Genomic DNA, 22,448 nt, shown 5'->3' on the forward strand with positions numbered 1-22,448 from the left:
CACCCCCATAACGACCAGGAGACAAGATTGACTGACCTTTCGCGACTGATCCGCCCTCGCTCAATTGCCCTTGTGGGCGCGTCCGACCGCCCGCAGAGCATTGGCGAGCGCACGCTGACCAATCTGCTGGACCATTCCGAGTTCGACGGAGACATTTACCTCGTCAACCCGACCAAGGCAGAGATTCGCGGGCATCGCTGCTGGCCCAGTGTGGCATCGCTGCCCGCCACGCCGGACGTGGCGGTGATCGTGGTGCCCGCATCGGGCGTGCTGGCGGTGGCCGAAGAATGCGCAGCGCGGGGCGTTCTGTTTGCCATCGTGTTGACGTCGGGCTTTGGCGAGGCCGGTGAAGAAGGCGAACGCGCCCAGGTGCGGCTCAAGGAGATTGCCGATGCGGGCGGCATGCGCCTGTATGGCCCCAACTGCCCGGGTCTCACCAACGTCAACCACCGCCTGGGCCTGACCTTCTCGCCCTCCTTCCCGCACGATCTGGTCAAGGGGCCCATCGGCCTGGCCACGCAGGGCGGCGGACTGGGACGCAACGTGATGCAAGCCATGGACCGGGGCATCGGCATCGGCCTGTGGGCCTCTACCGGTAACGAGGTGGACCTGCAGGTGGCCGACTTCATCCACTACATGGCCGATGCTCCCGACATCAAGGTGATCGTGACCTTGCTGGAGGGCATCAAGGATGGCGCAAAGTTCGTGGCCGCCGTGAACCGTGCGGCTGCCAATGGCAAGCCCGTGATCGCACTCAAGGTGGGCAAGTCGGAATACGGGCAGAAGGCGGCCCAATCGCATACAGCGTCCCTGACCGGATCGGCCGAAGTGAACAGCGCCGTGTTCAAGCAGTGCGGCGTGATCGAGGTGGATGACATCGACGAGCTGGTTGATACTGCCTGGCTGTTCGCACGCGGCGAGCCAGCACCCAGCGAAGGTGTGGCCATCTACACCTCGTCGGGCGGCACCGCAGCCTTGACGGCGGACGCCGTGGGCACCGCAGGCCTGACCCTCGCTCAGTTTGCCCCTCACACGCGGCAGACTCTTGCTGATCTGCTCCCCGCTTACGCTGCGCTGGACAACCCGGTGGACACGACCGCCGCCGTGCTGAGCGATGCGGCGCTGATCGAAAAATCGCTGAGCGCCGTGGCAGCGGATCCCCATCTGGGCTGCGTGATCGTTCCGATCGCGCTGGACTATGGCGACACCACGATCCAGCTGGCGCGCACCATCATCGCGGCGCAGAAGGGGTGCTCCACCCCGATCCTTCCCATTTGGATGAGCGACCGCATGGGCGAGGGCTATCGCATGCTGGTCGACGGTGGGTTTGCGCCACCACGGTCGGTGGGCAAGGCCATCAAGGCCATCCAGCGATGGATCGAATATGGCCGCTGGAAGCGCTCGCGCGGCACGCACACTCCGTTGAACCCGGTAGCGGCGCTGCCGCCGCCCAGTGCCACGCGCAGCCTGTCCGAGGCCGAGGCCAAGTCCCAGCTGCGGGCAGCAGGCATCCCGCTGCTGCCCAATGCCTTGGCGCCTACCGTGGAGGACGCCGTCGTGGCGGCCAACGCCATGGGCTACCCCGTGGTGGCCAAGATCGCCAGCGAGCAGATCGTGCACAAGTCCGACATCGGCGGCGTAGCGGTGGGGCTGCAGAACGCCGAGGAACTGCGCCAAGCCTGGGAGGACATCATGGTGGCCGCGAAGCACCACAGGCCCGACGCGCACATTGACGGTCTACTGATCGAGAAGATGGCGCCGCGCGGTGGCCTGGAGCTGATGGTCGGCGTTACGCGCGACCCGGTGTTCGGCCATGTGATGACCTTCGGCCTGGGCGGCATCTATGTGGAGATCCTGCGCGACGTCACCCGGCGCATGTTGCCGCTTTCCGCCAGCGAGGCAGCTACGATGGTCCGCGAGATGCGGTGCTTTCCCTTGCTGGAAGGCGTGCGCGGCCGCCCGCCGGCAGACTTGGAGGCGCTGCAGACGCTGCTGCTGCGCATCTCGGACTTCGTGATGCAGAACGCAGGCCGTATCGAGGAGATGGACCTCAACCCCGTGTGGATTGGCGCGCAAGGCGAGGGTGTGTTGCCCCTCGACGCCGTGATCATCGAAAGAACCGCCGCATGACCGCCACCACAGCCCGGCCGCCGCTGAAGGACATCACGGTGGTGGATTTCAGTGAGCTGCTGCCGGGGCCTTTCCTGACGCAGAACCTGGCGGAGATGGGCGCACGCATCATCAAGATCGAGCGCCCGCCGCACGGCGACAACGCGCGCCACCTGGGACAGGGCGCGTTCGAGGCCGTGAATCGGGGCAAGCAAAGCCTGTTGGTGGACCTCAAGGACGAAGCCCAGCGCGATCACGTCCGCAAGTTGCTCGCGTCGGCCGACATCGTGGTCGAGTCCTACCGCCCCGGCGTGATGGCGCGCCTGGGCCTGGACGCCGCCGCACTCTGCCAGGCCTTTCCGCGACTCATCTATGTGTCCCTCAGTGGCTACGGCCAGACAGGACCGTGGGCCAATCTGCCGGGGCATGACATCAACTACCTGGCCGCCGCGGGCGTGCTGGCCGTTTCGGGCCAGCCGAATGGTGCTCCCGCGCAGAGCTTTGGGCTACCAGTGGCCGACCTGTGCGGGACCATGTACGCGCTGTCAGCCACCCTCGCCGCACTGTTCCAGCGCGAAGCCACTGGCCGCGGGCAGTACCTGGACGTGGCGCTGGCCGATTGTGCCTTGCACTGGATGAACCCACGGCTGGGCGCCTACCGGTCTGCAGGTGCGCGCACTGTGCAAGCGCAGCGCGAGGCCACGCTGGTAAAGGCTGCCTACGGCGCGTTCCTGTGCAAGGATGGGCGCTACGTGTCGATTGCCGCGCTGGAAGACCATTTCTGGAAGCGCTTGTGCACAGCCCTCCCGCTCGCGCCCTTCGATGGTCCGGAGTACGCCACGCACAAGGCACGCAAGGCGGTGGCCGATGCGATCAATCTGCGTATCGAGCAGGCCATGCAGCCTCTGGAATCGCGGGAGGCCTTCGAATTGCTGTGTCGCCATGACGTTCCAGCTGCACCCGTGGTTCATCCCGCCGAACTGTCGTCCCAAGCGCATTTCGCCTCGCGAGGCAAGTTTGCCGCTGCTGATGACATGCCGTGGGTACGCTTCCCCGTGGCCATGGAGGGGATGGGCGACACCCACCTGGCTGGAGCGCCCGCCCTGGGTTCTGCGGGGGGCTGACCCATGGGCGCCGCTCTGCGCACGCGCATTACGCAGCTTCTGGGGATCGATCACCCCATTCTGGGCGGCGGCCTGATGTGGCTGTCCGACGCGAGGTATGTGGCTGCGCTGGTGAATGCAGGCTGCATGGGCTTCATCACGCCCCGGTCGTATGCCAGCGAAGCGGATTTCCGGGACGCCCTCGCGCTTTGCACGGAGCTGACTCACGGCAAACCGTTTGGCGTGAACCTCACGCTCTCGCACCGGCCCGAAGCCAACTCCATGGTTCCGCGCTGGATGGATGCCAGTCTGGGGCATGGCGTGAAGGTCTTCGAGACAGCAGGACATGCGCCAGCGGAACTCATCAAAGCGCTGCATAAGGCCAACGCCGTCGTTGTTCACAAAGCCTCCAGCATCCGCCACGCACTTTCTGCAGAGCGCGCAGGCGCAGATGCCATTGCCCTGGTCGGCATGGAGGAAGGCGGACACCCGGGCATGAACGAGCTGCCTACGATGCTCATGGGCGCGCTCGCTCATGGTCAGTTCAGCGTGCCGGTGGTGCTAGGCGGTGGCATCGGTCGTGGCAATCAATTGGCTGCGGTGCTGGCCCAGGGGCTGGACGGCGTGCTCATCGGCAGCCGCTTTCTGGTGTGCGAGGAAATACAGACGCACCCCCGCTACAAGGAGCATCTGCTGACCTGCGACGAGCACTCCACGGTGCGGCTGCTGCAGTCACTGGGCACCACCTGGCGCGTGCTGCTGAATGACACCGCGAGCCAGGTTCAGGCCATCGAGCGGGCTGGTGCCACCGAATATGCCGCCTTCGGCGACCTCATCAGCGGAACCGTGGCGCGCGACCGCTGCTACGCCGAGGGTGACTGGCGCAATGGCCTGGTCTCCCTGGGGCCATCCATTGCATTCGCAAACCGCATCGAGCCGCTGCAGGACATCGTCAATGGCATGGTGGACGAAGCGGTGCAAGCCATCGCGGCCCTTCGCTCAATGCATTCACAAAATGGAATGGAACAAGAATGAACCGATTGCCTTTTATGGAACGGCTGGTGGTGCCCATCATTGCGGCCCCCATGCTGCGTGTCTCGGGCATCGAGCTGGTCTCGGCCGCGTGTGCAGCTGGGGTCATCGGCGCGTTTCCCACGGCCAATTGCACGTCGCTGGACGAGTTTGCGGCGTGGTTGCAGCGGCTTCAGCGCGAAGCCGAAGAACAGCCTGGCCGAGCGCCTTATTGCCCCAACCTCATCATGCGGCGCGACCCCGCACGCCTCAAGGCCGAAGTGGACTTGATCGTGCGCCACGGCGCGGAGCTGGTGATCACCAGTGTGGGGTCTCCCGCTTCGGTGATTCCTGCCTTGCGTGACGGCGGCTGCCTTGTGTTTGCCGATGTGGCCTCGCTCCACCATGCAGAGCGCGCGCTGGAGGCGGGTGTCGATGGCCTCGTTTTGCTGTCTTCCGGCGCAGGCGGGCACACAGGTTGGGCCAATCCGTTCGCCTTCGTGCGCGCCGTGCGCCAGATGTTCGACGGCCCTGTTGTGCTCTCGGGTGGCCTCTCGGATGGCGTGGCGCTGCGCGCCGCGACCATACTGGGTTGCGACCTGGGGTGTGTGGGTACGCGATTCATCGCCACCAAGGAAAGCCTGGCTGGGGGAGACTACAAAGAGATGCTTCTGGAAAGCTCCATGGACGATGTGCTCGCCACACGCGCCTTCACCGGGTTACCCGCGAACTTCTTGAAGCCGTCCATCGTCCGGGTGGGTCTCGACCCCGAAGCGTTGGACGAGACGGTGTCCGTTCAGGAAGCACGCAACAAATTTGGAGGTGGATCTGACGGACCAGTCATTCAACGGTGGTCGGATCTATGGAGTGCGGGGCATTCGGTGTCGGGGGTGACATCCTTACCGACTACTGCCGACCTGGTTCAGTCCATGAAGAGGGAATATCTAGCTGCCTGATAGCCTGTACTCAGGTGCCGAGGATGCTGTGGCATGGAATGGTTTTCCAATAGTTGCCAAAGTCCGGTATGAACAATACGCGGTCAGTGAACTGCCGAACATCGGCGACTGCTATCGGCCTGAAGCCGCCGCATGGCCAAATCGCTGCCCTTCGCGGCAAGCGTTCAGGCGCGGCGCTGAGTAGAAAGATCCCGAGCTGATGGCGCACCGAACAGCCCGACTGGAAAAAGTACAAGACTCAGTGAGAAACGCCCGGCAAAGTACAACACTGAAGGAATAAAAGGTACAAAGGTATGCACCCCATGTTGTTCCAAGTCGCTGATTTTTCGAATTCGGCAGTACAACACTCAGCGCATGTCGACATTTTTTTGAGTCAGATTGCCATCAAGCGCCAGTGTTTCATGCCTGTGAAGCTATAAAAATCATAGTAACGGGCTGGCGCTGCAGTACCGTCAGACGGTCAGATCCACCTGCTGCACCGTGCCCACGCTGCCGTTTTCTCGCAGGTAGGCGCTGGTGGAGCGCACGGTGCCCAGGCTGGCGTTGTCGGCGGTGCGCAGGGCAAAAGGGGTGGCGACGGCGTTGGTGGAGAGTGCGCCAACGCCCACGTCGGCCAAGGTGCGCAGGCTGCCAGCGCCCTCGGCGCCATCCGCCGACGGGGTCCATACCTGCAGCTGCTGAAAGACCGGGTCCGCCTCGTCAATCCAGCCGTTGCCGTCGCTGTCATAGGCGGCCAGTTCGGCAAAGCCGTTGCCGGTGCCGGGGCCGAACAGCTCCCGGCCGTTGTCGATGCGGCTGTTGTGGTTCAGGTCCAGGGCCAGGTAGCCCCGGTTGCCTGAGAGCAGGGGCACGTTGTCGGTCTGGCCGTCGCTGTCCAGGTCGAACGCAAAGCGCAGGTCCTGCAACTGCGCGGCCGAGCCGTCGAAGTTGATGACCAGCGGGTCTACCGCCACAGCGTCGCCCAGGCGCACGCTGAACGATGATTCCTGGCGGTAGCTGCGCTGCATATCCAGCTGCAGCCTGAAGCGGATTTCCCGCCCGTCGGCGGTGCGCACGGTGCCCTGGGCGGCAAACTGGGTGCTTTCGGTTTCTACGACCACTTCGCGCTGCTCCACCAGCAAGCCCCACCCGGCACGGGGACGGCCTGCATCGGCGGTCGGCGCCGTGTCGAGGCGGCTGGTGGGTGTGGCGGGTGGGGAGGGTGCGGGTTCCGTCTGGCCGGTGTACACCCGCACCTGCACGCCCGTCATGCGGGCAATCAGGTCGCGGATCATGGCCAGCTGGGGTGTCAGGCCGTCGCTGGGGCTGCTGCCGGGCGCGGCATCTGCGGCATTGGTGGGGTCGATGGCCTCCTGGGCGGCGCGGGCCAGGCGTGCTGCGCTGGAAATTTGTACGGCTGGTGCCGCTCGGGTAAGGCCAGGGGCACTGGTGGGGCGGCGATCGCCGACCCAGGCTTCAAAGTGGCTGCTTTGGGTGTGCACGCGGCTGGCAACGTGCTGGGCCTGCATCTGCAGGGCGGACGATTCAATCTTCATGGGACACCTCCAGGGCTTCCACACAGAGATATCGACGCCACGGAGAAAGAACTTGAATGTTGCCTTGCCCTCTTTCTGGCTTCCTTTTGCCGGGTACCCGATGGCTGGCGTGGTGGCAGTCTCCGCCCCCCCCCGCTACACCTCTTGCCGCACCCGGCTTTCAAAGTCTTCGAGCGTCAGCGGGCGGCCAAACAGGTAGCCCTGGAAAGCCTGGCAGCCATGGGCCAAAAGAAACTGGTAGTGGGCGGTGGTCTCCACCCCCTCCGCGATCACGGACAGGCCCAGGCTGCCAGCCAGCGCGATGATGGAGCGGGCGATGGCCGCGTCGCTGGCGTCCAGCAGCACGTCGCGCACAAAGCCCTGGTCGATCTTGATCTGGTCCAGTGGCAGGCGCTTGAGGTAGCTGAGCGACGAGTAGCCCGTGCCAAAGTCGTCCAGCGAAAACCCCAGGCCATGGGCCTTGAGGGCGCGCATGGTGGCGATCACGCTGTCCACGTTGTCCAGCAGCAGGCTTTCGGTCAGCTCCAGTTTGATCTGTGCGGGGTTGGCGCCGGTCTGCTGCACCAGCGCCAGCACCTGGGCCACAAAGTCGTCCTGCAGAAACTGGCGTGCGCTCACGTTGATGGCAAGGCTCAGCTGCGCAAACTGCGGGTCTTGTTGCCAGCGGGCCTGCTGGCGCAGGGCGGTTTCCATGACCCAGTGGCCCAGTGGCAGGATGAGGCCCGATTCTTCCGCCAGCGGGATGAACTCCGACGGCGGCACCATGCCTTGGACCGGATGCTGCCAGCGCACCAGGGCCTCTGCGCCGGTCACGCGCCCCTGGCTGTCCACCTGCGGCTGGTACAGCAGCAGGAACTGCGCGCGCCGCAGGCCGTTGTGCAGCTCGGTTTCCAGCAGGGCGCGGCGGTTCACGGCCTGCTGCATGTCGGGGTCAAAAAAGCGCAGTGTGTTGCGCCCGGCGTCCTTGGCGCGGTACATGGCCATGTCGGCCTGCTTGAGCACCTCGTCCACCGAGTCGCGCTGGTGATTGAGCAGTGTCACGCCGATGCTGGCGGTGAAGTGGTGTTCGTGCCCCGCCAGTTCGTAGGACTGGCGCAATTGCGCCAGGATCAGCTCGCCCAGCGTGCGCGCCTGTGCGGCGGCCTCGGGGGCGTCGCTGCTCAGGTTCTGCAGCACCACCACAAACTCGTCACCTCCGAGGCGGGCCACAGTGTCCTGCTCGCGCACGCAGCTGCGCAGGCGCTGGGCAACGTCCTTGAGCAGCAGATCGCCCACCTCATGGCCCCGGGTGTCGTTCAGGGTCTTGAAGTTGTCCAGGTCCACAAACAGCACGGCCGTGGTGAGGCCCGAGCGCGCACCGTTGACCAGCACCTGCTGCAGCCGGTCCACCAGCAGGCGGCGGTTGGGCAGCTGCGTGAGTGCGTCGTAGAACGCCAGGTAGCGTGCCTCGTCCTCGGCGGCCTTGCGGCCCGAGATGTCGATGTCGATGCAGAACATCTCGGGCGGGTGGCCCGGCACCTGGATGTAGGCGTGGCTGGAGAACACATGCACCGGCGTGCCGTCCTTGCGCTGCAGTTGCAGCTCGCCCGCCGGGATCACCTCGCCGGTGGCGAACATGTGCTGCATGTGTGCCCGCACGCCGTCGCGCATGGGCGGCGGGATGATGAGGTCGAGCAGGTTGCCGCCCAGGGCTTCTTCGGCCGTGTAGCCGTACAGCTGCTCGGACGCCTGGTTCCAGTAGCTGGTGGTGCCGTCCTGCAGGTAGCCTTGCACCGAGATGGACGGAATATTGCGCAGCAGCGAGCGAAAACGCAGCTCGGACTCGCGCAGCGCACTTTCAGCCTGCTTGCGCTTCGTGATGTCGCGGGCGAGGAACACCACAGCCGCCTGGCCACCCACCTGCACGCCCAGGGGCTGGGTGCGCCCTTCAAACTGGCGCAGTCCCGACAGGGTCTGCAGCTCGTATTCCACGCTGTGGGTCTGGCCAGACTGCAGCGTGTCCCGGATGAGCCCCATGAACCGTTCTGCCTGCTCGGCGGGCAGCACATCGTGCAACCGTTTACCTACCAGCTCGGGGGCGCTGGCGACCAGGGTGGCGTCGTTGGGGGACAGTACCTCCCCATACCGGCCCTGGGCATCCAGCACCAGCAGCACATCGGGGATGGCCTGCGTGATGGCATGCAGGCGGGCTGCCGTGCCAGTGAGTGCACGCTCGGTGGCCATGCGTTGCTCCACATCGTGCAGCAGCAGGCCCAGCACCACAGTGGCTGGGGTGAAGGTCAGCAGATAGGGCAGGGCCAGCGTCTGGTTGATGCGCTGCACGGCCTCGGCGGGCAGCAGCTGAAACAGCGCGATCACCGCCGTGTGCAGCAGCAGCCCGAACAGCGCGAGGGGTATGGGCTCCACGCCCAGCCGCCCCCGGGCGCGGCCCTCGCGGTACACCAGCCCCATGGCCGTGCACAGCACGATCACCATCAGCCCCACCTCGGCACCCGCGCCCCCCAGCCACAGGCGCCCGGTGGCCGCCATCAGCGCTGCAATGCCCGCTACCAGCGGGCCGCCAAACAGGCCGGCCATGCTCAGCACCACCGAGCGCGCGTCAAAGATCACGCCCGGCATCAGCACCACCGGGGTGAGCATGCCCACCACGCAGATCCCGCCGAAGATCAGCCCCGAAAAGACCTGGCCCACCCACGGGTGCTGGCGCCAGACGCGGATGTTGAACCCATGCAGAAAGCACAGCGCCAGCAGCAGCGCAACGCCTTTGACCAGCTCAATGAACATGGGCCTCCGTGCTTTCCGAGGGGAAAGCCCATGATGGAGGAAACGTTGCGATCCGTAAACGTGTAAATGGCCCCGGATGGGGCCATTGCTCGCAAGGTTGAGGGGAGATCGCGAGGCTCAGCTGAGCAAAGCCTGGGCAAATTCGCGGGCATTGAAATATCCAGGTTCGATGCACATTGGAAGTGGGCCGCAGACTGATGACGCCCGTCGCGCAGGTTGCATCGTGCTTCTCAGACGCTCTTGTCTGCAAATTGCGCTACTTGCGGGACGCTCATCTGAGCAGACCGTAGCCCCATTGAAGTTTGCTCTTGCGCGACGGCTCCTCGTTGATCTGAAAGCGCCCAAAATACCGATCTCCCCAGGTTCTTTGCGATACCAGGTCAAATGCGCAGTCGAAGGCCATATCCCGGATGCACTCCGCATTGGGAGACCAAAAATTCGTAATATCGCCTGCAAGGGAGGAGTGCCGGTAGTAACGGGCGACAGGTTCTTGCAAACCCAGGTCGTTTGCAGCATGGCTTTCGAGGTGCAAGGTACCCCTGCACAGAGAGCGAGCGATCGCCATTGCCTTCACCATATCTGGCAGGTGGTACAGGACGCCCAGAAAAAGTACGTGATCAAAAGTTCCCAGCTCATCCGCAGTCAGGTCGTAGATATTGGCACGGTGGTACTGAAAATTCCGCCCTGTAATCTCTTCCATGACACCAAAGCCATGAGCATTTTTAGGCCGATAGTCGACTGCCACTACCTCAGCACCCCGTTGATTGGCGGCCAGCGAGAAAAATCCGTCGGACGACCCTATGTCCAAAACTCTCTGGCCATTTAAATCTTGAGCGAAATCGATATCATTAAGTAAAAATCCTGGATTGTAACTGCCGGGTGTCACGAGGCCAGGGTAAATTTCGAATGCATGATGCCAATGCTTGACAGAGGCGACCAGTTGCTGGGCTTTTTCGAAATTCAAATTGACTCCTCATTTTTCAAAAATTAATCTCGCAAGATGTGGGAATTGCGAAAATGTTCATACCGCGATTCACGGTACGAGTCTACTGCTTGCAAAGATAGTTTGGCACCGTATTCTTGTGCAGGAAGGGGTCCACAAGGTCGCTGGAGTATTCGCCAGCGATCAGGCGTTTTGGCGGAAGAAAATGAGACCTGAAGAAGCGACTGAACGTCGCAAGGAGCTCTCCCCGCGTGGTCAGGCGGATACAACTTCCCTGGTCGACAAATAGGGTGCCAGACTCTATTTGCTCAGTGAGCCTCACCTCCATCAGTCGATGCTCTTTGATGTATTCCTCGCGAAATATATAGTCTAGATAATTCAATTGGATGCCTCCCCCACGTTGCTGGATTTTTTCTAAAAAATAAAACGACAGCGAGCGGTCTATGATGGTCGGAAAGGTGATTGCCAATATATAGCCGAGCAGTCCACAGATGGCGATATTTTGAAATTTCTCCAGTGGGTTGAAGTAGTTTGAAAATGGTGTGATTGTGATGAGGAGGGTATATGCAAGTAATGCGAGGGTGCAAGCCCAAATGGCCGCGTAGAATACAACATCTACTTTGAATAATCGGATGTAAATCCAATATGTAGCTACTGCAATGGCTGCATAGGTCGCTATTCCCGCGACGGAGAGAGCTGCACGTTCCATCAAATATCCTGCGGAAGGAGTGAGTGTGAGATGTTGTTGCCGGACAAGCTGCATCCTGAGGTCGGCTGAGCAAGCAGTCTCGCTGATGGGGCTGGGGTACCGCCAGTAACAAGGTCCTCCGATGTCTCGATCCGAATCGAGAACGGTTGCGCCCGATCAAGCGCCCGTTCAGTCCGCTTGCGGAGCTTTTGCAGTCGCGAGGACAGCCCCACAGATACCACTACAACCACAGCCGAGACAACAACAACAGCCATGGCGACGGACGAGAGGTTGGCGTGCAGTCCTGCCGCCATAAGTCCACCCAGGACCATTCCGCCGACTGACGCCAGCCCCGCGAAGAGTGCGGTGTTCAGAGCGAGCCGACGCTGGACCACAGGAGCCAACACTGCGAGCGAAGCCACACCGTGCAGCACAAGTTTGCGCAAGTTCATCTTGGAGCGGCCTGCGTACCGCCGCCCGCGGTCCACTCGCACTTTTCGCATCTCCAGACCAGATGCAAGCACAGTGGCAGCAAGGTGCTGGGAGAGTGTTGTCATCGTGCTCAGCCGCTGAACCGCAGTCCCCCGGAGTGCCATGAAGTTGCCAAAGTTCATCCGGTAGCCCGTCAGGCAGCGGAAGAGTGCCTTGTAGGCAGCATAGAGCAGCTGAAAGAGAGGTCCGTCATTGCGTTTTCCGCGGGAGGCCGCCACGACATCGACGATTGCCTCATTTTGGGCCACCAGTTCAGCGATCGCCTCGGGTACGTCTTCCCCGTCGGAATCCATGACCACCACCCATTGATCAGTGCGCACATATCTCGCGATGTAACGCAGACCGACTGCGATCGCCGCTTGATGTCCCCGATTTCTGCTCAGGCGTATGACGCGAAGATCCTGCGCGGAATTTCTGGCAACAGGATATACAAATGGATGGCGCAGCGACCCATCGTCTACGACCACGACGCAGTAAGGTTCCTGAATGCTGATCTCGAGATGTCGTAGCAACTGCGAGCAGGCCTCCGCGTCCTCGTACACGGGCATGAGCACAATGAGCTTTGCGCACAACTTAGGCATCAGGGCATCTCAAGAAAAACGAAACGCTGAAAATATTGGTGCGCAGCTGAATGTCGGGGGGCTTTGTTGAAGGAGTACAGGGTCTACCGCAAAAAGCTAACGTCCAGACATCAGGGCAGGAGCAGAAAATCGTCGGCAACTAAGGGCATATGCGGTCCAGATTCGCGTTCATTTAAGCAGAATGGCATCACTCGCTACGCACCGGGGGCATTGTTACACTGAGCGACCGATTGTCCTTGCTTTCCACCATCTGGCGGGGATAAGTAGCCGTTTTCGTGCCCGACTGTGAGGCTCTGAACTCCTGGGGCAGGCTCGGGTTAGCGCCTCCCATTTTCCTGTGTCCCGTCCCCCCAATTGTCCCCCCAGGTCTTACCAGGTCATGAGTGTTCATCTTTTTTGCACGGCAATTTGTCAACGTGTACTCGACCGGACTGTGCACTTTGTGCGGTGGGACCGAAACCTGCAGATTGCCTTGCTGCTCTTTTGCACAAGTTTTCTGGTTTTCAACAGCAATTTGAGAACGATAGGTGCGGTGGACACCTATGCAGCGCGATATCTGCCCTTGTCGATTTGGAAAAATGGCAGTCTCCTTCTAGATCCCATCGCAAACCACGTGGCTCAAGGACTCGCTGTTCCTCAGAAGTCGGGTCAGCAGGGTGAAGCTTGGTGGATGTTAAAGACTCAGCAGGAAAAGCTGGTGTCGATGTATCCACCCGTCACGCCACTGGTTGTAGCGCCGCTCTATTTGCCCGCGGTCATCTATTTGAATGCCACGGACTGGAGCCCACAGCGTGTTGAACGGGTCGCTCGCGTTATGGAAAAACTGGCAGCGTCCTTCGTCGCGAGCATATGTGTGGCTTGGATGTTTTTGTTGCTTCGTCGGCAATCCGAGGTGCCCGTTGCAGCAAGCTTGACCACCTTGTTCGCATTTGGTACGTCCACATGGGTTATCAGTAGCCAAGCGCTTTGGATGCATGGTGTAGCGCAATTGCTTGTAATTGGCCTGCTGTGGTTGGCTGTGAGTCAGCAAAAATCGCCCGGACGGGCCCTCTTTGGGGGACTGCTTTGCGGATTGCTCGGCTGTAATCGGCAACCGGACGCAATTTTGGCCATGGCCTTTATTGCACATGCGTTTGCACTCGACCGCCGGAATTTCGGATTTTTCGTTTTTGGGGGGGCACTCCCGGTAGCCGCCACATTTGCGTACAACCTTCAAGTGGTGGGCCATGTTTTGGGTGGATACGGCCTCGCACTTGGAGGAAATCGGATCCTCATGTCCTGGACGGGTACCTTGGAAGGAGTCTGGGGCTTGTTAGTAAGCCCTGTGCATGGCTTGCTCACGTTCTCTCCGTTCCTGGCCTTTGCTCCACTGGGGTTGCTGCTCCATGCCAAGCAACCTCGCACGCGTTTGCTGTCCATGGCCGTGGGAGCTGCCGTTGTGTGTCAGATATTTTTCTACGGAGCGGTGAACTGGATCGCCGGAGTGAGTTGGGGGCCGCGATTCTTGACGGACGCGTTGCCGCTACTCTTTTGGGCGCTGCCCCCTGTAATCCGTCATTTCGGAGTCATCGGTCGCAGGGCTTTTGCGGGGCTTGGGTTGATCGCTGTTGTCAGTTCTTTGATCGGAGCATTTGGCTACAACGGCATTGCCCACGCAGCCTACCTTGGAGACCATCCCGGACGAAACTATAAAGAGCACAAAGTAAATGCAGAAAAAGCTGCTTGGATGTTTGCTCATTCGCCGTGGAAATCCCTGCCCGTGTTTTTCAATGATCTGTTCCCGGGCCTCTACGGATCAATCGACCGACTGAGTATTTCCTCGGATGGAACTGCCACCGTAGAGGGGTGGTCGCTTTTCGGCAGTCATCAACCGTTTGATGTCCATTTATTGGTCGATGGGGTGCGCATACCAGGTGGTGCAAATCATTTTGAGTACCGTGAGGATGTAGCGAAGTTCATGGGCAATTCCGCCGCAGGGGCGTGGAAAATATCTTTCCCTGCCTCGCTCATGAAGTCGGACCGTCCCGTATTCAGTGCCTGGGTCCGTTCGCATCCCAATGCCCCGCCTTGGGCACTTCAGGCATTCGAACTTCCAAAGCCTGTGGTTGTCGCCCCGTTGGTCGCATTGACTCCCGCTGAGGCTTCCTGGAAAGGGGCGATTGATGTGGTGCACGTGTATCCCAACCGGGGTGTTGACGTTGTGGGATGGACCACGCGCGGCCAACTTGCGCCTGAAAACTTGGAACTGTGGCTCGACGGTAAACGGGTCGCGGTGATCGACGCCTTCCACAGGCGGCCGGACGTAGAGCAAGTGCTGGGGATCAGCAGTCCTAGCGGATGGAGAGTCCGTATCCCAGTGCGCAGCTTGACCGAGGGGGAGCACCAAGTCTCCGTCGTACTGCCACAGCAGAGCCTCTCCCTTACACCACAGCACCTCATCGCCAAGAAGTTCTCGGTTACGGCTACGGCCGCTCGTCCGCATTGGTCTCCCAGCATGCCAATGAGCGATATGGCCGGACTCGCAGCCAAGCTGCTGGAGCATCAACAAGAGGTGGGCGGCTATTGGCTGACCGACTACACCAGTGATACGCGCTTTGACAAACCGGGCATCGAGTTAAACGTGTTCTCTACCGCAGCGATCGTCGATCTGCTCAGCCCAGTGAGCGATCGATGGGAGCTCTCCGGCATGCTCAATCGGGCCAAGGGCTTTCTCTCCATGCAAATTGAAGAGGAGTCGGGCCTCGTTCGCTACCATGGGCGCCCTGATATGCCTTCCCACGGTGTACTGGGGTGCAAGATCACACCAGATGCGGACGATACTGCGCTGGTTTGGCGATTGGCGCCGGTGTCAGATGACAAGCTGAAGGCAAGGGCCCGCGCCATGCTGGAAGCATTCAAAACGCCAGAGGGTCTTTACCGCACATGGTTATCTACATCTGCCCACTACGATTGCGTTGATCCTGGCAGGGACCCCAATCCTGCTGACATTGGCATCCAGATCCATGTCCTGATGTGGCTTAACCAAGTGGATGCCACTGCGGCACGGGAGTTCTGCAAAGTGCTGCAATCGCGCTCTGAGGACCCGTCTCTTTGGGTTTACTACAAAAAAGCGCCAGCTGCCGTTGTGTGGCGATTGCCCGCGTTGCGTGCCATGGGATGTCCCATCAAGCTGCCTCAATCTCTGCTCACCGTCGAAGATGCTGATCAGCGGCTTTGGCTGCGGATCATTGAGCGGATTCAGGTTACAGAAGCGGGAATTGACCGGCACCAGCTCCAGATAAACGAAGACCTGCTGAGACAGGTGGCTGAGGGTGGGTTCTCGCGCGTTTGGCAGTCGCCCCTGCTGTACTTCCACAATGACCTGACTGCCACGGTGCGTCGATACTACTGGTCACCCGAGTTGGGGTTGGCGCTTTGGCTGCGCCTTTTCGCGGCAACAGAGCAGGCCGGTCCTGCGGCTGCGCTTCGTCGATGAAAGAGATTTTCCCGGTGGAAACGCGTTCTTGGTGGCAACACCCTTGGCTGTTTTGCGTGCGTCTGGATGAGGTGGCGGTACTTCAGGGAACTCCGTTGATCGGGTTCGCGTTCGCGCACTACCGTGCCGGGCAAGGGCTCCCTTGGTCGGATGCCCTGGCTGTGCTTGCGGCAGTGGTATGTGCAAGCGTCAGCCTGGTGGCGCACATCGTCGTGTTGAACGATTGGGCGGGAATCGACAGCGATCTGAAGGACCCAGGACGGAGGGCTCGAACTTTTCTATCGCTGGGGGTAACACGGCGTGCCATGTGGTGGTTTGCGCAATTTTTTGCGGTGTCAGGGCTGGTGGTCGCTGCCCACTTGGGGGCGCCAGCGTTGTGGATTGCCGCAGGCATGCTGGCAACCAGTGCTAGTTACTCTGCCCCCCCCTTGCACCTCAAGAGTGCGCCGGTTGCAGGGTCCTTGATGCATCTTGTGGGAGGCAGTCTGCATTTCCTGTTGGGATATCTGGCAATTGCCCCGCTGGATTTTCCAAGCGTTATTTTTGCATGCTACTTTGGTGTGGTTTTCGCAGCTGGGCACCTCATGCATGAAGTTCGGGGCCATGATGCAGATCTCGCCAACGGAATCCGCACCAACGCTGTAGCTTTTGGGCGAAAGGTCACTTTCATATCTGCCCTAGCGCTATTCAGCTTGGCTTATCTGCTGCTCGCTGTGTGTAGCGCCTTGGTACAGCACTGGGGTTTGGTGTGCCTGTCTGCGGGTACCTACGGGTTGCATGTAGTCAAATCTTGGCATGCACTCCGATCAAAGCTTGAACTGCACTCCATGCTTCAACTGCAGTCGCAATACCGGTTCAACTTTGCAGTGATCGGTATTGCACTGTTGGCTACTTTTACTCAGCCTTCCATTCGCGGCGTATTGTCAAGCGTGGCCGACCAAAAGCCTGTACAGCAATCGCAAGGGCTTGGTGATGCGCCAGGACGCCGAGTGCAGGAGCGCGTCTACCCGCGCTTCGAGAAATTGCAGTTTGACCTTGTCTTGGGCGGACTCCCGCTGGTCTGACAAAAGTGCCTGCACTTGCAGCCTTGTGGCGGACAGCTCGCGATGCAGCAAGAGAATTTCTTCGTGCATTTGCACGCCCGCGCGAACAAGGCGTCGGCATTCTGCCTGAGCGTCCAATAGGTCGAGTTTCTCATCCTGGCAGTTGGGGGCGTACATCGATTCAGCTGTCGGTGAGCTCAGTAGGGAATCCTCGCAAAGTACGGTCCTCTTAGTCCCCGGGACGAAGGCTGCTGCCCCACTTGGTCGGCCCATGGCTTCCGCAAGTTCAGCGGTGCGGTGATTGTCGATCGCATGCTCCACTGCACATTCCCTTTCGCTGGAGAGTTCCGTTACGGGCCCATCTTGGGCGCTGTCCATCATGCGGCTGGTTGCAATCTGAGCACTTCCTCAATTCGGCTGCGCAGCCGTTGAGCACATGCAGCCAGACCGTGCTGTTGGTGCAACAGATCACGAGCGTTGCGTGCCCGGCGCGCGGCCTCTTCTTGAAGAACGTATACCGAACGCATCTGCCATGCTGCGTGCACCTCATCTGGCTCTGCCCACACTTGGTCGGTGTAAAATGGGTAATGCCCCTCGGGGACAGGGACCAATCTATAGTCCACCGGCCAACCAGTCTGGTTCGAAATCAGCTCCGTGGTGGCTGAGTAGTCAGTGGCGATCACTGGCTTGCCTAGTTCCATGGCTTCTGCAATCAACAACCCGAGGCCTTCGCTGCGATGCAATGAAACAACCGCATCGGAACACCCTATAAGTTGCAGAGTTGCTTCACGGCTCAAGGTATTTTCGATCAATTGAACGTCCGGGTCGCTGCGCAACTCCTCCACCCAAGCCGGCGGCTTTTCGGTCGACAGCTTATCTGCATTCAGTACTTTGATAACCAACTTTGCTTGTGCAATGGGGTTGCGATGTCGAAAGGCTCGGCGGAACGCTCGGACCACTGCCATGGGATTCTTGCGTTCAACAAATGAAAGGCAGTCGAAGGAAAAGAAAAAGATGAATCCTCCTGCATCCAATCCAAATTGCGCCCGATCCACTGACGCGGGAGCATCAAAAGTGAGCATCAGCGGCATGTAGCGTACCGGCTTGCGAGTCCTGTGCTTCAGCATGGACTGGATGAAACGTGTTGGGGCCCACACTTCGTCCACCAGCTCCAGAGCTTTCAGCCAGGGGGCGGGGAAATTCTCTAGTTCCCAGAAGGGCATGACGGTTCGCCACGCCTTGGAATGCAGGGAGGACTCAAGGGTTTTGAGCACAAGTGGCAACTGATCCGCGTTGATGTTGAAGATCTCTATGGGCGCACGCGACCGATCCACAAACAATTCTTCCAGCGGCTGTTCCACTTTGTCGGACAAGGCACTGATGTCAATCGGCAGCCCACGTGCCGGGATTTGGCCTTGATGGAGTGAGCGCAGCACCTGCCTGCCAGCTTCGCCCACCCCGAGCGCCAGTCTCAGATAGCCCACCACGGTGACAGTGGGCGGGGTAGACGCTTCCAGTGGCTGAGGCTCCAAGTGTTGGTATACCCTTGGCTCCGCGACGGCCTGTCTGGGCGTCATCATGGATCGACCCTCGAACCAAGACCGTCCATGGGTACGGAGCCATTCCAGATAATTGTCGGTGCCTTGTGCCGTGGATAAATCAAAAGTGTGGCGGAGCCAAGATTCGTTGCGGTGTAACTCGGCGCTCAGGCGTGTTACCTGGCCCGACGCGCCACTGCTTGCGGTGGGGCTTGGCAGATGTAGGTAGTCCTCATAGGTGGAGAAGGGATCGCCTCCCAGCCAACGTAGATGCCGATCGCGGAACATGCGGCGGACGCATTGAGGGATGGGGGTGCCCGAAGCAAAACGCCCATAGGCGTAGGCCCCTGTGGGGATACTTCCGTGCCCGTTGGCCAGCACCCGGCATGCATAGCCCCGCATGAGATCAGCCAACGGCTGGGGAATGTCCGAGTCACAGAAGGCCTGGGTATATTTGGACAAGCGGCGCAAATTGTGCGGATCAATGCCGCTGAAATGAAAAAATCGAAGTGGTCGTCCGTCAATTTCCCATGCGCCCACCGTGCCCGTCAGCTTTCTCTGGTGAAGGTTCCAGTAGGCGACGTTGTAGGCGGTGTCCCTGAGAATTTGAACCTTGGCCGCAAATCCAGGAATTAGATCCATGAATTTCTGATCGACGAACCGGCCCGAGTCTGGTTCATTGACACAGTCGTATTGGAGTCTCCGAGCCCACCAGCGCAGGAGTCCCTCGGTCTCTTCGGTTGCACCGACGCCCAGGAACCCAAGGTTGTAGACACCTGCGCGCATGATGCCCACATCGTCAGGAAAGGTATCGCGTTCAGCAGGTCGGGTCAGGTGTGGCGTCAGGACAAACGAGGCGCCAGCGTCCAGCAGTTCGAAAACCTTGTCCAAGGGCGCATGCAGCTCTATATCGGGGTCTAGATAGACGATGTGGTCGTGGCGGCGGTTTCTTAACGCACGGAACATGAACGGCTTGACTGCCGTATTGAATTCCATGATGTCGTAGCGAAACGCGAATGATTCAAAGTCATCGATACGCAGCTCTGCAGCCGTGATGACCTTGCATGCATTGGGATAGTCCACCATCTCCGGCTGCATCTCGTCGGCGAGACAGAGGTAGACAGCGGCTTCCGGGTGGTGTCGCCGGACGCTCTCCAAAAGTACCTTGGCCATAGGCACATAGTTGTTAGAGCAAATGGTGAAGATTGCGCGTTGTGCGGCCATTGGTTTCTTTGAGAAATTACCAGCATCACCGCTTGTCATCTTTGGCGCCGGATGGGGGGAGCCTACTCGATCAGCTCAGCAAAGCCTGGGCAAATTCGCGGGCGTTGAAGGTTTCCAGGTCTTCGAGCTTTTCGCCCACACCGATGAAATACACCGGGATGGGGCGTTCCTGCGCGATGGCGGCCAGCACGCCGCCCTTGGCCGTGCCGTCCAGTTTGGTGACGATCAGGCCGGTGAGCTGCAGCGCATCGTCAAACGCGCGCACCTGGGCCAGCGCGTTCTGGCCGGTGTTGCCGTCGATCACCAGCAGCACCTCGTGCGGGGCCGTGGCGTCGGCCTTGGTGACCACGCGGCGGATCTTTTTCAGCTCCTCCATCAGGTGCAGCTGTGTGGGCAGGCGGCCGGCGGTGTCCACCAGCACCACGTCCTTGCCGCGCGCCTTGCCGGCGGTCACGGCATCAAAGCTCACGGCGGCAGGGTCGCCGCCTTCCTGGCTCACGATCTCGACCGTGTTGCGGTCGGCCCACACACCCAGCTGCTCGCGGGCAGCGGCACGGAAGGTGTCGGCGGCGGCCAGCAGCACGGCGGCGCCTTCACCGGCCAGGTGCTTGGTGAGCTTGCCGATGGAGGTGGTCTTGCCCGCGCCGTTCACGCCGGCCACCATGATCACGGTGGGGGTGTGCTCGCCAATCACCAGGGCTTTTTCGAGCGGGCGCAGCAGGTCGGCCAGCGCGTCGGCCAGCAGGCCCTTGACTGCCGCAGGGTCGGTGGTCTTGCTGTCCTTCACGCGGCGCTTGAGGTCCGTCAGCAGGTGCGTGGTGGCTTTCACGCCGGTGTCGGCCATCAGCAGGGCCTCTTCCAGCTCCTCATACAGCGCGTCATCAATCTGCGTGCCGGTGAAGACGGTGGCAATGCTGCTGCCAGTCTTGCGCAGGCCCGCCTTGAGGCGGTCCAGCCAGCCTTTGCGTTCAGGCGCCGGGGCAGTGGGCGCAGCCGAGGTTGCAGATGCTGCCGCTGGCGCAGCCGGTGGTGTGGCGGGCGTGGGTGGTGCAACCGGCGCAGGTGCAGCAACGGAAATCGGGGGCGCCACGGGGGGCAATGCAGGGCTTGCAACCACTGGAGCAGCGGCGGGCGCTGTGGCGGCCGGCGCTGCAGGGGGCGGTGGGGTGACGGCCGGTGCCACTGGAGGCATCGCCACGGGCGCTGGCGGGGTCACCGTGACGGGCGCTGGTGCTGCGGGGGGCGGCGCAGCGGGCTCAGGGGCTTTGTTGCCAAACGGGTTGCGCAGCCAGCCAAAGCCTGCCGGGGCGGGCGCCGCCACGGGAGCCGGTGTAGCGGGCGCTGGCGGGTTGAGGGTAGCCACGGGCGGCGTGGAGGGCAGGGGGGGCGCTACGGGCGCAACCACGGCGGGCGCCGGTGCGCCTACCGGCTGGGCCGGGGCGGGCACATCGGTGGGGGCGGGCGAAGGAGCGGGCTTTTTCTTGAAAAAACTGAACATTGGCGGGTTCTTAGAATCACCCCATTCTATGAAACGCGCTTTCACCCTACTGGGCCTGCTGGCCTGCCTCTCGTCCGGGGCTGCCTTTGCGGCCACCACCCCGGTGTCTCAACCCTCCACCACGCCGTCTGCCACGGCCTCTGGCGCGCAGCAGTTCACGCTCAAAAACGGCATGCAGCTCATCGTGCAGCCCGACCGCCGCGCCCCGACGGCGGTGCACATGGTCTGGGTGCGTGTGGGCTCGATGGATGAGGTGGACGGCACCTCGGGCGTGGCCCATGCGCTGGAGCACATGATGTTCAAGGGCACCAAGACCTTGCCGCCGGGCGAGTTCTCGCGCCGCGTGGCGGCGCTGGGCGGGCGGGAGAACGCATTCACCAGCCGCGACTACACGGGCTACTACCAGCAGATCCCGTCCAACCGGCTGGAGGACGTGATGAAGCTCGAATCGGACCGGTTTGCCAACAACCACTGGCCCGACGAGGAGTTCAAGAAAGAGATCGAGGTCGTCAAGGAAGAGCGACGGCTGCGCACCGAAGACCAGCCCCGGGCCGTGCTGGCCGAACAATTGTTTGCCGCCACCTTCAATGCGTCGCCCTACCGCCGCCCCATCGTGGGCTGGATGAGCGACCTGGATGCGATGACGCCCGATGACGTGCGCGCCTTCCACCGCCAGTGGTACACCCCCACCAACGCCGCCGTCGTGGTGGCGGGCGATGTGGATGTGGCCCAGGTGCGTGCGCTGGCCGAAAAGTATTACGGCAGCCTGCCCGTGCACGCGCTGCCCGCGCGCAAACCGCGCACCGAGCCCGAGCAAAAGGGCCTGCGCCGCATTGCCGTCAAGGCCCCGGCAGAGCAGGCCTACGTGGCCCTGGCCTTCCGCGCGCCCAGCCTGGACCGCGTGGACAACCTCACCGACGAAGACCGCGACGCCCTCGCGCTGATGGTGCTGTCGGCCGTTTTCAATGGCTATGACGGTGCCCGGCTGGACCGCGCACTGACCCAGGGGCCCAACCGCGTGGCCGACAGCGCCAGCAGCTCCGCCATGGTCACCGGGCGCGGCCCCAGCCTGTTCATGCTTAGCGGCGTGCCCGCTGCGGGCAAGACCGCCCAACAGGTCGAAGACGCGCTGCGCGCCGAGGTGACCCGTGTGGCCAAGGATGGGGTGAGTGAGGCCGAGCTGAACCGCGTGAAGACGCAATGGATCGCCTCTACGGTGTACGAGCGCGACTCGGTGATGAGCCAGGCGCAGGAACTGGGGGGCAACTGGGTGCAGGGCTTTCCGCTGGACGCCAACGAGCGCCTGCTGGCCCTGCTGCGCACCGTGACCCCGGCGCAGGTGCAGGCCGTGGCTGCCAAGTATTTTGGCGACGACCAGCTCACCGTGGCCACGCTGCTGCCCCAGCCCCTGGACGCCCCCCGCGCCCGTCCCCAGCTGCCCCCGGGCGCTGCCATCCGCTGAACCCGC

14 protein-coding genes are annotated in these 22,448 nt (G+C 61.6%); 7 read left to right on the forward strand and 7 right to left on the reverse strand.

What is annotated here, in order from left to right; translation table 11 throughout:
- Window positions 1-27 precede the first annotated feature (27 nt).
- From C8C96_RS09450 to C8C96_RS09465, 4 genes are read left to right on the forward strand one after another with little or no spacing between them, the layout of a single operon-like run.
- Complete coding sequence (locus tag C8C96_RS09450) at window positions 28-2,130, forward strand: acetate--CoA ligase family protein (RefSeq protein ID WP_121942143.1); 2,103 nt, start codon at window positions 28-30, stop codon at window positions 2,128-2,130.
- Window positions 2,127-3,233: a CaiB/BaiF CoA-transferase family protein gene (locus C8C96_RS09455; RefSeq protein WP_121942144.1), complete on the forward strand. Its 1,107-nt coding sequence runs from the start codon at window positions 2,127-2,129 to the stop codon at window positions 3,231-3,233. Before C8C96_RS09450 ends, C8C96_RS09455 begins: the two co-directional genes overlap by 4 nt.
- 3 nt (window positions 3,234-3,236) lie before the next feature.
- On the forward strand, window positions 3,237-4,247 hold the full coding sequence (locus C8C96_RS09460) for a nitronate monooxygenase family protein (RefSeq protein WP_121942145.1): 1,011 nt from the start codon (window positions 3,237-3,239) through the stop codon (window positions 4,245-4,247).
- Entirely contained in the window at window positions 4,244-5,179 is a 936-nt protein-coding gene (locus tag C8C96_RS09465; protein ID WP_121942146.1) for a nitronate monooxygenase family protein, read from the forward strand. The genes C8C96_RS09460 and C8C96_RS09465 overlap by 4 nt, the downstream gene beginning before the upstream one ends.
- A 452-nt stretch (window positions 5,180-5,631) precedes the next feature.
- On the opposite strand, the gene C8C96_RS09470 is transcribed toward C8C96_RS09465, so the two are convergent.
- The 5 genes from C8C96_RS09470 to C8C96_RS09490 form a co-directional block, all read right to left on the reverse strand.
- Window positions 5,632-6,714 (reverse strand): hypothetical protein, encoded by a 1,083-nt coding sequence (locus C8C96_RS09470; RefSeq protein ID WP_121942147.1) that lies wholly within the window; start codon window positions 6,712-6,714, stop codon window positions 5,632-5,634.
- 135 nt (window positions 6,715-6,849) lie between these two features.
- Window positions 6,850-9,498, reverse strand: a complete 2,649-nt coding sequence (locus C8C96_RS09475) for an EAL domain-containing protein (RefSeq protein ID WP_121942148.1) — start codon at window positions 9,496-9,498, stop codon at window positions 6,850-6,852.
- Between the two features lie 271 nt (window positions 9,499-9,769).
- Window positions 9,770-10,462 carry a bifunctional 2-polyprenyl-6-hydroxyphenol methylase/3-demethylubiquinol 3-O-methyltransferase UbiG gene (locus C8C96_RS09480; RefSeq protein WP_121942149.1) on the reverse strand — a complete coding sequence of 231 codons (693 nt, stop codon included), beginning with the start codon at window positions 10,460-10,462 and terminating at the stop codon, window positions 9,770-9,772.
- An 82-nt stretch (window positions 10,463-10,544) separates the two neighbouring features.
- On the reverse strand, window positions 10,545-11,150 hold the full coding sequence (locus tag C8C96_RS09485) for a hypothetical protein (RefSeq protein WP_121942150.1): 606 nt from the start codon (window positions 11,148-11,150) through the stop codon (window positions 10,545-10,547).
- On the reverse strand, window positions 11,150-12,202 hold the full coding sequence (locus tag C8C96_RS09490; RefSeq protein ID WP_121942151.1) for a glycosyltransferase: 1,053 nt from the start codon (window positions 12,200-12,202) through the stop codon (window positions 11,150-11,152). The genes C8C96_RS09485 and C8C96_RS09490 overlap by 1 nt, the downstream gene beginning before the upstream one ends.
- A gap of 379 nt (window positions 12,203-12,581) precedes the next feature.
- On the opposite strand from C8C96_RS09490, the gene C8C96_RS24615 reads away from it, so the two are divergent.
- Window positions 12,582-15,677, forward strand: a complete 3,096-nt coding sequence (locus tag C8C96_RS24615) for a hypothetical protein (protein ID WP_147455659.1) — start codon at window positions 12,582-12,584, stop codon at window positions 15,675-15,677.
- The gene (locus C8C96_RS09500) at window positions 15,674-16,741 is read left to right on the forward strand and encodes a UbiA family prenyltransferase (RefSeq protein ID WP_121942153.1); all 1,068 of its coding nucleotides are present in this window, start codon (window positions 15,674-15,676) and stop codon (window positions 16,739-16,741) included. The genes C8C96_RS24615 and C8C96_RS09500 overlap by 4 nt, the downstream gene beginning before the upstream one ends.
- Before the next feature lie 356 nt (window positions 16,742-17,097).
- Here C8C96_RS09500 and C8C96_RS09510 read toward each other — a convergent pair whose 3' ends face one another.
- The gene (locus C8C96_RS09510) at window positions 17,098-19,482 is read right to left on the reverse strand and encodes a glycosyltransferase (protein ID WP_158605750.1); all 2,385 of its coding nucleotides are present in this window, start codon (window positions 19,480-19,482) and stop codon (window positions 17,098-17,100) included.
- Window positions 19,483-19,552: 70 nt separating this feature from the next.
- The gene (gene ftsY, locus C8C96_RS09515) at window positions 19,553-20,980 is read right to left on the reverse strand and encodes a signal recognition particle-docking protein FtsY (protein WP_121942155.1); all 1,428 of its coding nucleotides are present in this window, start codon (window positions 20,978-20,980) and stop codon (window positions 19,553-19,555) included.
- A gap of 28 nt (window positions 20,981-21,008) precedes the next feature.
- On the opposite strand from ftsY, the gene C8C96_RS09520 reads away from it, so the two are divergent.
- Window positions 21,009-22,442, forward strand: a complete 1,434-nt coding sequence (locus C8C96_RS09520) for a pitrilysin family protein (protein ID WP_121942156.1) — start codon at window positions 21,009-21,011, stop codon at window positions 22,440-22,442.
- Window positions 22,443-22,448 lie beyond the last annotated feature (6 nt).

Origin of the sequence: Acidovorax sp. 100, assembly GCF_003688355.1 — a bacterium.
Taxonomy (GTDB): domain Bacteria; phylum Pseudomonadota; class Gammaproteobacteria; order Burkholderiales; family Burkholderiaceae_C; genus Acidovorax; species Acidovorax delafieldii.

What these genes read in the sequence shown, in the direction of transcription:
- C8C96_RS09455 (WP_121942144.1), top strand. Translation starts at nt 2,127, where the DNA reads ATGACCGCCACCACAGCCCGGCCGCCGCTGAAGGACATCACGGTGGTG.
- C8C96_RS09460 (WP_121942145.1), top strand. Translation starts at nt 3,237, where the DNA reads ATGGGCGCCGCTCTGCGCACGCGCATTACGCAGCTTCTGGGGATCGAT.
- C8C96_RS09465 (WP_121942146.1), top strand. Translation starts at nt 4,244, where the DNA reads ATGAACCGATTGCCTTTTATGGAACGGCTGGTGGTGCCCATCATTGCG.
- C8C96_RS09470 (WP_121942147.1), bottom strand. Translation starts at nt 6,714, where the DNA reads ATGAAGATTGAATCGTCCGCCCTGCAGATGCAGGCCCAGCACGTTGCC.
- C8C96_RS09475 (WP_121942148.1), bottom strand. Translation starts at nt 9,498, where the DNA reads ATGTTCATTGAGCTGGTCAAAGGCGTTGCGCTGCTGCTGGCGCTGTGC.
- C8C96_RS09485 (WP_121942150.1), bottom strand. Translation starts at nt 11,150, where the DNA reads ATGGAACGTGCAGCTCTCTCCGTCGCGGGAATAGCGACCTATGCAGCC.
- C8C96_RS09490 (WP_121942151.1), bottom strand. Translation starts at nt 12,202, where the DNA reads ATGCCTAAGTTGTGCGCAAAGCTCATTGTGCTCATGCCCGTGTACGAG.
- C8C96_RS24615 (WP_147455659.1), top strand. Translation starts at nt 12,582, where the DNA reads ATGAGTGTTCATCTTTTTTGCACGGCAATTTGTCAACGTGTACTCGAC.
- C8C96_RS09500 (WP_121942153.1), top strand. Translation starts at nt 15,674, where the DNA reads ATGAAAGAGATTTTCCCGGTGGAAACGCGTTCTTGGTGGCAACACCCT.
- C8C96_RS09510 (WP_158605750.1), bottom strand. Translation starts at nt 19,482, where the DNA reads ATGGCCGCACAACGCGCAATCTTCACCATTTGCTCTAACAACTATGTG.
- ftsY (WP_121942155.1), bottom strand. Translation starts at nt 20,980, where the DNA reads ATGTTCAGTTTTTTCAAGAAAAAGCCCGCTCCTTCGCCCGCCCCCACC.
- C8C96_RS09520 (WP_121942156.1), top strand. Translation starts at nt 21,009, where the DNA reads ATGAAACGCGCTTTCACCCTACTGGGCCTGCTGGCCTGCCTCTCGTCC.